This is a genomic window from Phytoactinopolyspora limicola (assembly GCF_011320225.1).
In the GTDB taxonomy this organism is placed as follows: Bacteria; Actinomycetota; Actinomycetes; order Jiangellales; family Jiangellaceae; genus Phytoactinopolyspora; species Phytoactinopolyspora limicola.
This window is the reverse complement of the sequence record NZ_JAAOEN010000003.1, coordinates 419,658-435,356: the sequence shown is the minus strand read 5'-3', so window position 1 is coordinate 435,356 and position 15,699 is coordinate 419,658. Positions and strand designations below refer to the sequence as shown.

At 66.5% G+C, this 15,699-nt stretch carries 13 protein-coding genes; 10 read left to right on the top strand and 3 right to left on the bottom strand.

The window, feature by feature from the left end; genetic code table 11:
* The first annotated feature begins 1 nt into the window (after position 1).
* Complete coding sequence (locus tag G8760_RS10885) at positions 2 to 1,390, top strand: FAD-binding oxidoreductase (RefSeq protein ID WP_166350751.1); 1,389 nt, start codon at positions 2 to 4, stop codon at positions 1,388 to 1,390.
* A gap of 28 nt (positions 1,391 to 1,418) precedes the next feature.
* Here G8760_RS10885 and G8760_RS10880 read toward each other — a convergent pair whose 3' ends face one another.
* Positions 1,419 to 2,774, bottom strand: a complete 1,356-nt coding sequence (locus tag G8760_RS10880; protein ID WP_166350749.1) for a hypothetical protein — start codon at positions 2,772 to 2,774, stop codon at positions 1,419 to 1,421.
* Positions 2,775 to 2,791: 17 nt separating this feature from the next.
* Positions 2,792 to 3,115: a hypothetical protein gene (locus G8760_RS10875; protein ID WP_166350747.1), complete on the bottom strand. Its 324-nt coding sequence runs from the start codon at positions 3,113 to 3,115 to the stop codon at positions 2,792 to 2,794.
* A 204-nt stretch (positions 3,116 to 3,319) separates the two neighbouring features.
* On the opposite strand from G8760_RS10875, the gene G8760_RS10870 reads away from it, so the two are divergent.
* The gene (locus tag G8760_RS10870; RefSeq protein WP_207782231.1) at positions 3,320 to 4,633 is read left to right on the top strand and encodes an HNH endonuclease; all 1,314 of its coding nucleotides are present in this window, start codon (positions 3,320 to 3,322) and stop codon (positions 4,631 to 4,633) included.
* Here G8760_RS10870 and G8760_RS10865 read toward each other — a convergent pair.
* Positions 4,605 to 7,127, bottom strand: a complete 2,523-nt coding sequence (locus G8760_RS10865; protein WP_166350743.1) for a DUF4118 domain-containing protein — start codon at positions 7,125 to 7,127, stop codon at positions 4,605 to 4,607. The genes G8760_RS10870 and G8760_RS10865 overlap by 29 nt on opposite strands.
* Before the next feature lie 250 nt (positions 7,128 to 7,377).
* On the opposite strand from G8760_RS10865, the gene G8760_RS30250 reads away from it, so the two are divergent.
* The 8 genes from G8760_RS30250 (at position 7,378) to G8760_RS10825 (ending at position 15,690) form a co-directional block, all read left to right on the top strand.
* A complete protein-coding gene (locus G8760_RS30250; protein WP_166350097.1) occupies positions 7,378 to 7,554 on the top strand; it encodes a potassium transporter Trk in 177 nt (58 codons plus the stop codon).
* Complete coding sequence (kdpF, locus tag G8760_RS10855) at positions 7,551 to 7,640, top strand: K(+)-transporting ATPase subunit F (RefSeq protein ID WP_166350741.1); 90 nt, start codon at positions 7,551 to 7,553, stop codon at positions 7,638 to 7,640. Before G8760_RS30250 ends, kdpF begins: the two co-directional genes overlap by 4 nt.
* Positions 7,640 to 9,352 carry a potassium-transporting ATPase subunit KdpA gene (gene kdpA / locus G8760_RS10850; protein ID WP_166350739.1) on the top strand — a complete coding sequence of 571 codons (1,713 nt, stop codon included), beginning with the start codon at positions 7,640 to 7,642 and terminating at the stop codon, positions 9,350 to 9,352. The genes kdpF and kdpA overlap by 1 nt, the downstream gene beginning before the upstream one ends.
* 46 nt (positions 9,353 to 9,398) lie before the next feature.
* Positions 9,399 to 11,513 carry a potassium-transporting ATPase subunit KdpB gene (gene kdpB / locus G8760_RS10845; RefSeq protein ID WP_166350737.1) on the top strand — a complete coding sequence of 705 codons (2,115 nt, stop codon included), beginning with the start codon at positions 9,399 to 9,401 and terminating at the stop codon, positions 11,511 to 11,513.
* A 1-nt stretch (position 11,514) separates the two neighbouring features.
* Complete coding sequence (gene kdpC, locus G8760_RS10840) at positions 11,515 to 12,123, top strand: K(+)-transporting ATPase subunit C (RefSeq protein WP_166350735.1); 609 nt, start codon at positions 11,515 to 11,517, stop codon at positions 12,121 to 12,123.
* The gene (locus G8760_RS10835; RefSeq protein ID WP_166350733.1) at positions 12,120 to 12,842 is read left to right on the top strand and encodes a response regulator; all 723 of its coding nucleotides are present in this window, start codon (positions 12,120 to 12,122) and stop codon (positions 12,840 to 12,842) included. The genes kdpC and G8760_RS10835 overlap by 4 nt, the downstream gene beginning before the upstream one ends.
* A 237-nt stretch (positions 12,843 to 13,079) precedes the next feature.
* The gene (locus tag G8760_RS10830) at positions 13,080 to 13,235 is read left to right on the top strand and encodes a hypothetical protein (protein ID WP_166350731.1); all 156 of its coding nucleotides are present in this window, start codon (positions 13,080 to 13,082) and stop codon (positions 13,233 to 13,235) included.
* Positions 13,236 to 13,323: 88 nt separating this feature from the next.
* Positions 13,324 to 15,690 carry an HAD-IC family P-type ATPase gene (locus G8760_RS10825; protein ID WP_166350729.1) on the top strand — a complete coding sequence of 789 codons (2,367 nt, stop codon included), beginning with the start codon at positions 13,324 to 13,326 and terminating at the stop codon, positions 15,688 to 15,690.
* Positions 15,691 to 15,699: the final 9 nt, after the last annotated feature.

Sequence of the window (15,699 nt, the reverse complement as noted above, 5' to 3'; positions counted from 1 at the left end):
CATGACGATTTCCTTTTCCCGCCCATCACGCATCGACGCACTGACCACCGCGGTCCGCGGATCGGTGATCACTCCGGGGGATACGCGATACGAGACGGCTGCGGCCGCCTGGAACCTGGCCTGGACCCACCGGCCGGCGGCCGTCGTCGTTCCGGCCGACGAAGACGACGTCGTCGTGACCCTCGCTTACGCTCGCCAGCTGGGGTTGAGTGTCGCTGTCCAAACGACGGGACACGGCGTGGTGGTCCCCGCCGACGAGCAGTCCATTCTGATGGTGATGTCAGCGTTCGACGGCGTCCGCATCGATCCGGCCGCGCGCACCGCGACGATGGGTGGCGGCGTCACGTGGCGGCCCGTGCTCGCCGCTGCCCAGGAACACGGGCTCGCCCCCTTGCTGGGTTCGGCACCACACGTGGGCGCTGTCGGTTACACCGTTGGTGGCGGCACTGGCTGGTTGGCACGCCACTATGGGTTGGCGGTGGATAGTGTGCGCTCCTTGCGCGTTGTGCTCGCCGACGGCCGGGTGGTCGTCGCGACCGCGGAATCGTCGCCGGAGTTGTTCTGGGGACTATGCGGCGCCGGCGGCGGCACGCTGGGGGTGATCGTGGAGATGACGGTTGCCCTCGCCCCGGTCGACGAGGTGTATGCGGGTAACCTCTTCTATCCCGTCGACGCGGCCTTGGACGTCTTCGACCGGTTCCGCACCCGGACCGCCGACGCTCCCACCGAGTTGACCAGCGCGTTCAACATCACAGCGTTCCCGCCGCTGGATATCGTGCCGGAACCGCTGCGTGGACAGACGTTCGCCATATTCCGCGGCTGCCATTCGGGAGACCTCGCGGAGGGCAAGGCCATGGTCGACGAGTGGCGGCGGTGGCGGTCTCCGCTCCTGGACACGTTCGGGGTGCTGCCGTTCGCCCGCTGTGCCGAGATCTCTCAAGACCCCGTCGATCCGCTGCCGGCGGCGACCAGCGGGCGGTGGCTACACGAGGCAGGCACAAACGTGGGCGAAGCGATGATCGACGCCGTGGTGGGTGACCAACCGCCGTCTCCCGTCCTCTTCGCCGAGCTACGCCATGCGGGTGGTGCCATCTCCACACCGAATCCTCATGTGAGCTTCGACGCCCGCACTGGTGCGTACGTTCTCGAACTGGTCGGATTGATCATGTCGCCGGAAGCGGACGTGGAACTCGAGCAGCGGTTCGGCCACACCTGGGAGCGCCTGGCGGAGAACCTTGCCACGTTGCCGGGTTATCTCAACTTCACCGAGGGGCAGGAACGCCATGCCCTCGCCCGGCACGCCTTCGCCGCGGGGACCCGAGACCGGCTGGCCAGGCTGAAGCAGGACGTCGACCCGAGTGGGATCTTCCGCCACGGCATCGGCCTGTAAGCGGACTCGCCTCGTCCGACATGTGCTGTCACGGTGGTGTGGTGGGGACCCACACGCCGTCATGACGGTACTCGCGCCCCACATGATGCCGTTGAACGGCGTCGAAACCTGCGCCGGCCCCTACACCTATGCCTTTGATCTCGGCGTCGGCGAACCCGGCGACGTCATACTCACTGAGGGCGTAGGTATCTCGGTAGATGAAGCCTCGTTCCGCGATCTCGGTGGCCAGCCGAGCCGCCGCCGTTCCCGCCATCGAACTGACCGGGGTTCCGAGGCCGCCGAGAGTGTCGCGGATGAGCTCGGCATCGGCCGGCCAGTCGATGGGAAGCTCGCAGGTGAGCTCCACATACTGTGGGTCTTCGGTGCCCAACAGGGTGTCGCCTCGCTCGCGCACGTAGCCTTCGCCGATCCCGGCGGCCCGGAACCGGAGCGCGGTCGGGTTGCCGTTGGCGTCGAGGTCCAGTTCGACGAGCATCTCCCCGTCCAGGGCGAATCCCGCCTCGACGCCGAATGGGATCACGTGTGCGCTCCATGCCCACTCGGCGGTGCCACGGAGGTACACCGTGGCGGTGCCGTCGCGCCGATATGTTCCACCAAGGTAGTTGCCCCGTGCTGCCTCACCGCCGACGACCGCGAGTGTCCCCATTGCACGAGCTTGGGCGCGGCCTTCGACGCCGACCTCAGCGAACCATTCATCCGTCTCCGGCATCCAGGGCGTCTGCTGCTTGATCCATGGGTGAAACGGCCTGGGAACCGGCAACATATCGAGCGCGGTTGACGTGGCCCCATCCAGAACGAGGAACCGCTGTACCTCAGCCAGATCGTCGAAGTGGTACGCCGTGCCCTGCCGCAACGACAACATGACGTCGGCCGACGCAGACCCGCCGAGACCGTACTCGTTGCCATTGATGACGACGCCGGCTTGTGCTCCTGTGCCGATGCCACCACCCACCGCGAACTCTTGGCCGCGGGTGACCCGGAATCTGCCGTCGCTGAGCTCTTCGATGAGTACGTTCTCGCCTGTCTCCAAGGTGACGACGAACGTGGCGGACACATTGAGACCGCCGCCGAATGCCCGGAGAGCGATCGGATCGGTGAGTTGGTGGTTGAGCGCAGACTCGGAGAAGCTGACGACGGCGCGACCATCAGCAGCGCTGGTGTCTATCGCTTCGGCCAGCCGAAGCCGCGCGCGTAGCCCCGGTAACTCGTCCTGGGCCCACTGCCCGATGTGCACCATCTGCCGGAGTTCGTCCGCCGCCAATCCGTGGTACGACGCACGTGAGCGCAGCCGCGAAGCTGCCGCGAGTAATCCGGCGCCGCCGTCGTCGAGTGATCTGATCATCACCTGCATGGCTGGGATATCGATCTGCGAAATATCGTTCACCGTTGAGTCCTTCGTGCCTAATAGCCGGAGTTTCCGTCGAGCAGCATCTGGAGCGCAGCGGCCTCGCTCTCGGGTACCTCGGGTTCCGTGGTCCGGATTCTGTCGTCGATGTGGCCGAGGATGGTGTCAACCGCGCTACGCAGCCATTGATGGTGGCCGGTGAGTTCGGCCTCGAAGGCAGCCGCGGTGGTCCGTCCTCGCCACGCGCCGCTCTCCATCTGCTTCATTGCGTCGGACAGAGCTTCGCTCATGTCCGGCGCGAGCTGGTCGAGGGTGTGACGGAGCAGCTGCAGATCCACATAGACGGGGTTGGGCACAAGCGCTTCTTCAGGGTCGCTCATCTGGGCTCCAGTAGGCAGCCTGGTAGGACCTCTGCGCTTTGTGATCTTGCTGGGTGGCATCCTACGGGACGCGGGCCGATACTTTGCCTCTGGTTCGGACCGGTGCTGAGGCTCCTGTTGTAATGATAATGGTTGCCGATCTATAATCGAACACACGAACGAGCAGATGTGGGTGGTCCAATGGAAGTGGGCGGTTCCACGGACGTGGATGGTCGGGACACGGTGGCGGGTGAGCTCGCTGTGATGGTGTCCCGGCTGGCCGAGTTGTCCACCACCATGAGGGGCGACGCCGCGCGCATCGATGTGCTGGCTGGGTTGGAGCGGTTGAAAGCAGCCGCGGCGGCGGCGCAGTACGAGGTGATGGTCCAGTTCGCCGAGTCTCAGCGTGCGGCTCGGCGTGGGATGGGGTTCGCTGAGCGGCACGCCCTGCGGGGTGTGCCCGAGCAGATCGGGCTGGCCACCAAGACCTCACCCTCGGCCGCGGCGCGTCAGCTCGGCCGGGCCCGGGCGTTGACCTGCCACCTCCCGGCCACCTTCGACCTGCTACGCAGGGGTGAGATTTCCGAGTTCGCTGCCACGGTGATCGTGAACGAAACCTCCCACCTCGCCCCCGAGGAGCGCCGCCAGGTCGACGCGCGCCTCGCCAGCGGTGGGATCACCGGGGTGGGGGTGCGGCGGGTTCAAGGCCTGGCCCGGCGTTACGCCATCGAGGCTGACCCTGCCGCCGCCGTCGCCCGGGCCGCCCGAGCCCGCAAAGACCGCCGGGTCGGCATCCGCCCCGCACCGGACACCATGACCGTGCTCTCCGCGCTGCTGCCCTGTGAACAAGGCGTCGCGGCCTATGCTGCGCTGCGCCGCCATGCCGACGCGGTGATCGCTGGCGGGGACGGGCGCTCCCGGGATCAGATCATGGCCGACACCCTCGTGGAGCGGCTCACCGGGCAAGCCACCGCCGACTCCATCTCCGCCGAGATCGGGCTGGTCATGACCGACAACGCACTGCTCGGCGGAGACAACACTGAGGCGGCGGAGCTGTTCGGGTACGGACCCATCCCCGCCGAAACCGCCCGCGACATCACCCGTCGCAGCGCAGACAGCCATGACGGTGACAGCCATGGCCGTGGTGGTGACGAGCACCGGGCGCGGGTCTATATCCGCCGGTTGTTCACCGACCCGGTCACCGGGATCGTGGTCGACTGCGACCCCCGGCGGCGCCGCTTCGACGGGTCTCTGGCCCGGTTGTTGACCTACCGCGACGGCGGCACCTGCCGCGACCCGTTCTGCGACGCACCCATCCGGCACTTCGATCACATCCAACCCCACGCCCACGGTGGACCCACCACGCCGGCCAACGGGCGAGGCACCTGCGCCCGAGGCAACTACATCAAACAAATGCCGGGCTGGACCATCCGGCTGGTCGACCCGTACCGGCACACCGTGGAAACCACCACCCCCACCGGACACCGATACACCTCACACCCTCCACCCGCTAGTCAGCGGGGGAAAGGGCGATCCTGATCGTCAGGCCGCCGCCGGGGGTGGTCGCTGGCGTCAGCGAGCCACCCATGGCTTCGACCAGTCCGCGGGACAGCGCGAGACCGAGGCCGACGCCGGCGTCGTTGTTGGTGTCTCCGAGCCGCTGGAATGGGATGAAAATGCGGTCGCGGTCCGACTCCGGCACGCCTGGCCCGTGGTCGATGATGTTCAGCTCGACCTGATCACCGATCGTCGACGCTGCGACGGTGGGCGGGTGGCCGGCCGGGCTATGACGCAGTGCGTTGCCGATGACATTAACCAGCACGCGTTCGAGGAGGCCGGGGTCCGCGCGTACCGGGGGTACGGCGGCAGGAAAGTCCATAGCGACGGTGTGCCCTGCGGTTCCGAGCTCATCAAGGGCGCGGGGGACTGCGTCGTCGAGGGATACCTCGGTCAGAGTGACGCCCAAGGCCCCGGCTTGTAGCCGGCTCATGTCGAGCAGATTGGCGATGAGGCGGGCCAGCCGGTCGAGCGCCTGATCCGCGGTGGCGAGTAGTTCGTCCTGGTCCTCCTGGCTGAACTGGACCTCCTGGCTGCGCAGGCTCGTGACCGCCGCCTTCGCCGCGGCCAGCGGGGTGCGGAGGTCGTGACTCACGGCAGCAAGCAGCGCGGTACGCATCCGGTCTACCTCGGCGAGAGGTTTGGCCGCCGCGGCCGCCGCCGCTAGCCGTTCCTGACGCAATGCCAGGGCGGCCTGTGCAGCGAAGACCTCGATGATGCGGCGATCGCTAGCTGGAAGGGACCGGCCGCGTAATGCTAGCGACATGTCCTGATCGATAGACACCTCGACGTCGCCTTGCGCGGGAGTGGCGCAGACGGGTTCGCCAATATGGGCGGCGACGGTCCAACCGGTTGGGTCGGATTGTCGGGACGGGCCCGCCGGCACGTCGGGACGTCGTTCCAGGAGCGTCACCGACGTGAGGGCGAATGCTTCGCGGAGCCGTTCGAGCAACGCCGTCAACGGGCGCGAACCACGCAGGACGTGGCCAGCGACGGAGGCGAGTGTCTGGGCTTCGGTGCTGGCCATCGTGGCCTCACGGGTGCGCCTGGCGGCCTGGTCGACGACGACGCTGACCGAGACCGCCACCACCAGGAACACGATGAGTGTGAGCACGTTCTGCGCCCGGTCGATGGCGAACGTGTGGTAGGGCTCGGTGAAGAAGAAGTTGAGGAGAAGAAAACCACCAATGGCGGCGACGACGGCGGGCACCATCCCGCCGGTGAGCGCCACGGCGGTGACCAGGGCCAATACCAGTAACACCCCGCTCGGGAAGGAGTCCTCGTTGCGGGGCAGTCCGAGCGTCACCGCCGCCAGGCCGACAACGGTCAGGATGTACCCGACGAACCTCCGGTGTGCCGATAGCGCGCTGCCGGCCGCACCCCGGCGGCGGCCTTTACCAGCTTCTTCGTGGGTGACGAGATGAACGTCGATCGGGCCTGACAGCGCCGTGGCGGTCACGCCGACGCCGGGGGAGAACAGGTGCGCCAGCTGCCCACGCCGGCTGGCACCAAGGACAAGCTGGGTGGCGTTGACGCCGCGGGCGAAGTCGATGAGCGCCGTTGGCACGTCGTCGCCCAGGACCTGGTGGAAGGTGCCGCCGAGGTCCTCGACCAGCACCCGCTGCCGTTCGAGCAGGACGGGGTTGGCGCCCACCAGGCCATCACCTCCGGCCACGTGCACCGCCATCAGGTCTGCACCTTTGCTCCGTTCGGCGATTCGGGCGGCCCGGCGAATCAGGGTTTCTCCCTCGGGCCCACCGGTGAGGGCGACCACCACGCGCTCGCGCGCTTCCCACGGGGTGGCCACGCCATGCTCGCTGCGGTGCCGGTCGAGTTGTTCGTCGACCTTGCCCGCTAACCACAGCAGCGCCAGCTCACGCAACGCGGTCAGGTTCCCGACCCGGAAGTAGTTCGTCAGAGCCGCGTTGATCTTGTCGGGGCCGTAGATGTTGCCGTGTGACATCCGGCGACGCAGCGCTTCGGGTGTCATGTCGACGATCTCGATCTGGTCGGCGTTGCGCACCCACGCATCGGGCACGGTCTCGCGCTGGGTGATGCCGGTGATGCGCTCGACGACGTCGTTGAGCGACTCCATGTGCTGAATGTTCACGGTGGACAGCACCGTGATGCCGGCATCCAGCAGTTCGTCGATGTCCTGCCATCGTTTGGTATGACGTGAGCCGGGCACGTTGGTGTGTGCGAGTTCGTCGACGAGGACCACCTCCGGACGGCGCGTTAGTACCGCCGCGACGTCCATCTCCTCGAATTCCGCGCTGCGATAGCTGAGAGTGGCGCGGGGCACCACCTCCAGTTCGCCGATCATGGCCGCTGTTTTGGCCCGGCCATGGGTCTCGACGAACCCGATCACCACATCGGTGCCGCGCTCCTTGCGCCGATGTGCCTCACCGAGCATGGCGAAGGTTTTACCCACACCCGGTGCCGCGCCGAGATAGATACGTAGCTGGCCACGCGCCATGTCTTCTCCACCACTCCTTCCGGCCATCCATTGTCCTCGGTGCCGCGGCCGGTGCGGGCGCTTCCGGCGCTAAGGAACCGCTAAATCGGTCCGACCGGGCCGCTAAGGCTGCGTTATGCGCCTTGTCGCCGCGGGTTTGCCGCCAGAGAGTCGACCGGGGTGCGTTGTGCCGGTGCCACTCGGTCATCGTTTGCCACTCGGTCACCAGGCGCCCTCGTCTCTATCCACATCGAAGAAAGGAGTGCGACGGATGGCCGACAACCTGGCCGACGTCGTCTTCGTCCTGATCGGTATCGCGTTCTTCACCGCATGCGTCGGGTACGTGCGCGGCTGCGACCGGATCATTGGGCCGGACCAGACAGATCTTCCTGCCGACACCGCGCAGCAGCCATCCCACCCGGCGCCGATTGAGGTGAGCCGGACATGAGCTGGGACAACGTCGTCGCGTTGGTGATTGCTGTCCCGCTGGCCGGCTACCTGGTGGCCGCGCTGCTGTTTCCGGAGAGGTTCTGATGTCTGGCGCCGGTTGGGTGCAGTTCGTCGTACTGATCATTGTTCTGCTGGTCACGGCACCACTGCTGGGCCGCTACATTGCCCGGGTCTACGGTGACGAGAAGAAGGCCCCAGGTGACCGTGTCTTCCTGCCGGTAGAGCGGTTGATCTACCGGATCTGCAGAGTGGACCCGGAGCGCGAGCAGCGCTGGACCCGGTACGCGCTGTCGCTGATCGGGTTCAGCCTGGTGTCGTTCCTGGCGCTGTTCGGATTGCAGCGGCTGCAGGGTTCGTTGCCCCTGAACCCCGTGGAACTGCCCAGTGTGGCCCCGAACGTGGCGTTCAACGTCGCGGTCAGCTTCACCACCAACACGAACTGGCAGGCCTACGGTGGTGAGAGCACCATGAGCCACCTCACCCAGATGGGCGGGCTCGCGGTGCAGAACTTCGTTTCGGCCGCGGTCGGCATGGCGGTGATGGCGGCGTTGATCCGTGGGCTGGCCCGGCGGCGCGCGTCGACGCTCGGCAACTTCTGGGTGGACCTAACCCGCGGGACTGTCCGCATCCTGCTGCCGTTGTCGTTCCTCGTCGCTTTGGTCCTGATCAGCCAAGGGGTGATCCAGAACTTCAACGGGCACACGGTGGCCACCACGGTGGAGGGGGCCCGTCAGCTCATTCCGGGTGGCCCGGGCGCCAGCCAGATCGCCATCAAACAGCTGGGCACCAACGGCGGCGGGTTCTTCGACATGAACTCCGCGCACCCCTTCGAGAACTCGACCGTGGTCAGCAACTTCGTCGAAACGTGGGCGATCCTGATCATCCCATTCGCGATGGCCTTCGCCTTCGGCCGGATGGTCGGTGACCGCCGCCAAGGCCGCGCGGTCTTCGGGATCATGCTGGCCGTGTGGGGTGCGATGTCGATCGGCGCCATGCTCACCGAGAGCGGAGGTAACCCGCGCCTCGACGACCTAGGGGTCAGCCAGACGATCACCGAAGACCAGTCCGGTGGCTACCTGGAGGGTAAAGAGGTCCGGTTCGGTCCGGCCGCGTCCGGCCTGTGGGCAGCGTCCACGACGGGCACCTCCAACGGATCGGTCAACTCGATGCATGACAGCGCGACCCCGCTTGGTGGTGGGCTCGCGATGGCGCACATGATGTTCGGCGAGGTCAGTCCCGGCGGCGTGGGCGTCGGGCTGAACGGGTTGTTGATCATGGCGATCCTGGCGGTGTTCATCGCTGGTCTTATGGTCGGGCGGACGCCGGAGTACCTGGGCAAGAAGATCCAGGCGGCGGAGATGAAGCTGGTCATGTTGTACGTGCTGGCCATGCCGGCCGTGCTGTTGACGTTCGCGGCGATCTCCGCGGTGTACGGCAACGCCCTTGGGTCGTTGAACAACGACGGACCACACGGGCTGTCGGAGATCCTCTACGGATTCGCGTCGGCGGCGAACAACAACGGCTCCGCCTTCGCCGGACTCGACTCGAGTACCACCTGGTACACGACGACCCAGGGCATCGCGATGCTCGTGGGCCGGTTCCTCCTGATCATCCCGGTGCTGGCGCTGGCCGGATCGATGGTCCGCAAGGAACGTGTGCCAGCCTCGCCCGGCACCATGCCGACGCACACTCCGCTGTTCGGCGGGCTGGTGGTTGGCGTCGTCGTGATTGTTGCCGGACTCACCTTCTTTCCCGCGTTGGCTCTAGGCCCGATCGTCGAGCACCTGTCGCTCTAGACCGCGTCATCAGCCCTACCTGTCGCAAGGAGTACCACAACCACCCATGGAAACCATCGAGATGAACCGGTCCGCGGGCAGCAGCGCTCGGGATCGGCACCCGCTACCAAAACGGTCGTTGTTCGACCCCCGTATCGTGCGTGGCGCGCTGGTGGAGGCGGTGAAGAAGTTGCATCCGCGGGTCCAGGCCCGTAATCCGGTGATGTTCGTCGTCCTGGTCGGCAGTGTTGTCACCACGGTGCTGTTCATCGTGGACGCCGGTGGCAACACCGCTGCGGAGAACGTGTTCGCCGCCCTGGTCACCCTGTTCCTGTGGTTCACGGTGCTGTTCGCCAACTTCGCCGAGGCGATGGCCGAAGGGCGGGGCAAGGCGCAGGCGGACACGTTGCGCAAGACCCGCGCGGAGACGATGGCGCTGCGCCGCCGCCCCGACGGCACCGTCGAGAAGGTGCCCGCCACTCAGCTGACGGTGGGGGATGAGTGTGTGGTCGCCGCTGGTGAGATCATCCCTGGTGACGGCGATGTGATCGAGGGTGTGGCCAGCGTCGACGAGTCGGCCATCACGGGAGAATCGGCCCCGGTGATCCGCGAGTCCGGCGGTGACCGGTCTGCGGTGACCGGCGGCACCAGGGTTCTGTCCGACGTGATCGTGGTCCGGATCACCGCCCGCCCCGGCGAGACCTTCCTGGACCGGATGATCGCACTGGTGGAAGGTGCGGAACGGAAGAAGACCCCGAACGAGATCGCGCTCAACATCTTGCTCTCCGGGCTGACCATCATCTTCCTGCTGGCCGTGGTGACGCTTCAACCGTTCGCCTTCTACTCCGGCGCCCAGCAGAACGTGGTCGTGTTGATCGCGTTGCTGGTCTGCCTGATCCCGACGACGATCGGCGCGTTGCTGTCCGCGATCGGGATCGCCGGCATGGACCGGATGGTTCAACGCAACGTCCTGGCGATGTCCGGACGGGCGGTGGAGGCCTCCGGCGACGTGACGACGCTGCTGCTGGACAAGACCGGCACCATCACACTGGGCGACCGGCAGGCGGCGGCCTTCGTGCCTATGCCTGGTGTGTCGGAAGACCGGCTGGCGATCGCCGCCTACCGGTCCAGCCTCGCCGACGACACCCCGGAAGGGCGGTCCATCGTCAGCTACGCGAAGGCTCACCACGGCGTCGAAGGGCACGGCGTCAATGGGCACGGCCAGGGTGACACCGCGGTGCTCGTGCCGTTCTCCGCGACGACCAGAATGAGCGGCGTCGACGACGACGGCTACCAGGTGCGCAAAGGCGCCACCGATGCGGTGCAGCGGTGGGTCAAGGAGTCCGGCGGTGAGGTACCCGGTGCCTTGGCGGACGTGGCCGAGGGCATCGCCGGGGCCGGTGGTACTCCGCTGGCCGTCGCCGAGGTGCACGATGGGACCGCGCGGGTGCTCGGCGTCGTCCACCTCAAGGACGTCGTCAAGGCCGGGATGCGCGAGCGGTTCGATCAGTTGCGCGCGATGGGCATCCGCACCGTCATGGTCACCGGCGACAACCCGCGCACCGCCCGGGCCATCGCCGACGAAGCTGGCGTCGACGACGTGCTAGCCGAGGCCACCCCCGAGGACAAGCTGGCGCTGATCCGGCGGGAGCAGCGCGGCGGCGCACTGGTGGCGATGACCGGCGACGGCACCAACGACGCACCAGCGCTGGCGCAGGCCGACGTCGGCGTGGCGATGAACACCGGCACCCAGGCGGCCAAAGAAGCCGGCAACATGGTGGACCTCGACTCCAACCCCACGAAGCTGATCGAGGTAGTCGAGATCGGCAAACAGTTGCTGATCACGCGGGGTGCGCTGACCACCTTCTCCATCGCCAACGACGTCGCGAAGTACTTCGCGATCATCCCGGCGATGTTCTCCGGTGTGCTGCCCGCATTGGATCGGCTGAACATCATGGGACTGGCCTCGGCGGAGTCGGCGATCCTTGCCGCAGTGATCTTCAACGCGCTCGTCATCGTGGCGCTGATCCCGATCTCGCTGCGTGGAGTGAAGTTCCGGGCCTTGACCGCGGCCACGATGCTGCGCCGCAACCTGCTGCTGTACGGACTGGGCGGGCTGGTTGCCCCATTCGTCGGCATCAAACTCATCGATATAGCGATTTCCGCATTGGGAGTGTTCTGATATGCGTCGTCTCAGTATTCGGCTGAATGGTCCGTGGACCGGGCCGCTCACTGCGGCCGTGGGCATGCTGTTGGTGTTCACCCTGATCACCGGGGTGGTGTACCCGCTAGCGGTGACCGGCGTGGCGCAGGTTGCGTTTAATGATCAGGCCAACGGTTCGCTGCTGGAACGGGACGGTGAGGTGGTCGGCTCCCGCTGGATGGGGCAGCCGTTCACCAGCGTTGAGTACTTCCACTCCCGTCCGTCTGCCGTCGAGTACGACGGTTCGGCCAGCGGTGGGCACAACCTCGGCCCGACCAACCCGGTTCTGCTCGACGAGATTGACCGGTTGGCGGGGGAGTATCGCCAGGTCAACGGCCTGGCCGCGGATGCGGACGTGCCGGTCGACGCGGTCACCGCGTCGGCATCCGGTCTCGATCCACATATCTCGGTGGCCAATGCGGTCCTTCAGGCCGATCGGGTAGCCGTCGAACGTGGAGTACCGGTCGACGAGGTACTCCGGCTGGTGGACGAGCACACGTCTGGGCGCACCTTGGGTTTCCTCGGGGAGCGTGGAGTCAACGTGCTGGAGCTCAACCTCACGCTAGACGGCCTATCATCACGGTCATGACCACGGGGAAGGACGGCCCGGGAAAGGGCGCCACGGGCCGGGTGCTCGTCGTCGACGACGACCCCGGCATCCGTAAGACACTCGACGTCAACCTGCGGGCCCGGGGCTACGTCACCGACGTGGCCGGCACTGCCGAGCAGGCCCTGGAGTTGGCCGCCCGCCACCACCCCGACCTTGTGGTTCTTGATCTCGGGCTGCCCGGGATGGATGGGCTGGACGTCGTGCGTGGTCTGCGGGGGTGGACCTCGGTGCCGATTGTGGTGCTCTCCGGACGAGATACGGAGTCGACCAAGGTGCAGGCGCTGGACCTCGGCGCTGACGACTACGTGACCAAACCCTTCGGCATGGACGAACTGTTCGCCCGGCTACGCGCGGCGATGCGCCGGGCCGTGTTGCCCGAGGGCGCCGCGGTGATGAGCACCCCGGACTTCACCATCGACTTCGCCGCCAAGCAGGTGACCCGCGACGGCGAGCCGGTCCGGTTGACGCCTCGGCAGTGGCACATCGTGGAGGTCCTGGTGCGCAACGCGGGGCGGTTGGTCACTCACGAGCAGCTACTTCATGAGGTGTGGGGGCCTTCTTACGGAACCGAGACCAATTACCTGCGGGTCTTCATGACCCAGATCCGCCAGCGCCTCGAACCGGTGCCGTCCCGCCCTCGGTACTTCATCACCGAACCCGGCATGGGATTCCGTTTCGAGGCCGAGTCGCTGCCATGAATCCCAGTAGTAGGACGCAAGGATAAGAACATGACCGACAGCGACGCGCAGGCCAGCCACCATCTGCGTCGTCGCGGTTGGTGTGCACTCGGCGGGATACGTCGGGCTTGAGGTGCGGCCCGCCGCTCAAGGTAAGGACACGCCGCCGCACGGCAGCGGTTCATGATTGTTTCCGCCGCGGGTGGGTACTTCAGTGGTGTCCGATACATCCGATTTGATCGAGATTGGGGCGCCAGCATGATTGTCTTGGGCGTTGTTCTGCTGGTCGTTGGGCTCGTTGCGAACATTGGGCTATTGGTGACCATCGGGGTCATCGTGGCCGTGATAGGCGCTGTGCTGGGGTTGTTCGGTGCCGTTGGCCGCCCGGTTGGTGGTCGCCGGTTCTACTGGTAGTACGCGACCCTGCCGAGAAACCGTCACCCCCATTCGTCCTCCGCCGTATGCTGCCCAGAAGTGAGGGCTCTGGCACGGTGGGGGATGAATGGCTGTTGTGGGCGGTATCGATCAAGGGTTGACCTCGGCCGAGGTGGCACAGCGGGTGGCCCAAGGGCGTACCAATGACGTGCCGGTTCGGGCCAGCCGCGGCATGGGGGAGATCGTCCGGGCCAACGTCTTCACCCGGATCAACGCCATCTTGGCCGTGCTCTTCGTCATCGTCATGTCGACGGGGAGCTACCTGGACGGGCTGTTCGCCGGGGTCATCGTCGCGAACAGCCTCGTCGGCATGGTGCAGGAGGTCCGCGCCAAGCGGACGTTGGACAAGCTGACCATCGTCGGGCAGGCCAAGCCGCGGGTGCGCCGTGACGGCCAGGTAATAGAACTCGAACCCGACGAAGTGGTCGCCGACGACATCATTGAGATGTCCGCCGGCGAACAGATCGTGGTGGACGGAGACGTGGTCGCCGGCGAGGCCTTGGAGCTGGACGAGTCGATGTTGACCGGCGAGTCCGATCCGGTCATGAAGGTTGCCGGCGACCACATCTTGTCCGGCAGCTTCGTGGTGGCGGGTCATGGCGCGTACCGGGCCACCAAGGTGGGCCACGAGGCCTACGCCGCCAAGCTCGCCGCGGAAGCGGGCCGGTTCACGCTCGTCAATTCCGAACTGCGCAACGGGATCAACAAGATCCTCAAGGTCATCACCTATATGTTGATCCCCGCCGGGGTGTTGTCGATCTACAACCAGCTCGCCGGTGATCAACCACTCGACGAAGCACTACGCGGGATGGTTGCGGCGCTGGTCCCGATGGTGCCAGAGGGCCTGGTGCTCATGACGTCCATCGCCTTCGCGGTCGGAGTAGTGCGGCTCGGGCAGCGCAAGTGTCTGGTCAACGAGCTTCCTGCCATCGAAGGCCTGGCCAGGGTTGACGTGGTCTGCGCCGACAAGACGGGAACGCTAACCGAGAACGCCATGCGGGTAGCCGACGTCCGCCGGTTCGGTGACGGTGCCTCCATCGACCAAGCGTTAGGTGCGCTGGCCGCCGCCGACCCGAGGCCAAACGCGAGCCTGGCGGCGATTGGCGAGGTGTTCCCCAACCCGGAAGGGTGGGGTGTCGAGTCGGTGGCCGCGTTCTCGTCAGCGCGCAAGTGGAGCGGTGCGAGCTTCAACGGTCAGGGCCACTGGGTACTCGGAGCGCCGGACGTGTTGCTGCCGGCGCGCAGTGATGAGGCGCTCGAGGCGGAGCGGATCAGTTCGACGGGGCTTCGGGTGCTGCTGCTCGGGCGCGCCGACATAGCAGTTGACGCGCCGTCGGCTCCGGGGCGGGTGGCGCCGATGGCTCTGGTGGTGCTCGAGCAGAAGGTCCGGCCCGACGCCAAGGCCACCCTCGACTACTTCGCCGAGCAGAAGGTCACCGTCAAAGTGATCTCCGGCGACAACGCCGCGTCGGTGGGTGCGGTGGCCGCCTCGCTGGACCTTCCCGGCGCCGACCACCCGGTGGACGCACGCTCGCTCCCTGAGGACCCGGACGAGCTGGCCCGCGCTATGGACGCCTCCAGCGTCTACGGCCGGGTTACTCCGGTGCAGAAGCGGTCGATGGTCGGCGCCTTGCAGGCCAACGGGCACACGGTTGCGATGACCGGCGACGGAGTCAACGACGTGCTCGCTCTCAAGGATGCCGACATCGGGGTGGCCATGGGCTCCGGTACGCCGGCCACCCGGTCGGTGGCACAGATCGTGCTGCTCGACAACCGATTCGCCACCCTGCCGTACGTGGTCGGCGAGGGACGGCGGGTGATCGGCAACATCGAGCGGGTCTCCAATCTGTTTCTCACCAAAACCGTCTATTCGGTCATGCTGGCCATCCTGGTCGGTATCCCCGGACTGATTGGGTTCGACGCGCTTCCTTACCCGTTCTTCCCGCGCCACGTGACGATCACCGGGTGGTTCACCATCGGTCTGCCCGCGTTCGTTCTCGCGCTTGCACCCAACTATGAACGGGCCCGCCCGGATTTCGTGCGCCGGGTGATGCGGTTAGCGGTGCCGGCCGGTGTTGTCATCTCCGTGTCCTGCTTCACGTCGTACGTGCTCGTCTACGAAGGTATCGACGCGTCTGTGCAGGCCCGGACTCAGGCCAGCACCACCGCGCTCATCACGCTGATCGCCATCGCGTTGTGGGTGCTAGCCATGGTCGCCAGGCCATATACCTGGTGGAAAGCGCTGCTGATCGGGGCGATGGTGGCATCGTCGGCGCTGATGTTCATCACTCCGCTCACCCAGGAGCTGTTCCTGCTCGACCCGTCCAATCAGCAGTACACCCTGATTGGCGCCGGGTGCGCGGTGGCGGGGATCGCTCTCGTCGAAGTGTTGTGGTGGATCAACCGGATGGCTGAGCGGCGCCGCCTGTTTTAGTGCTAAAAA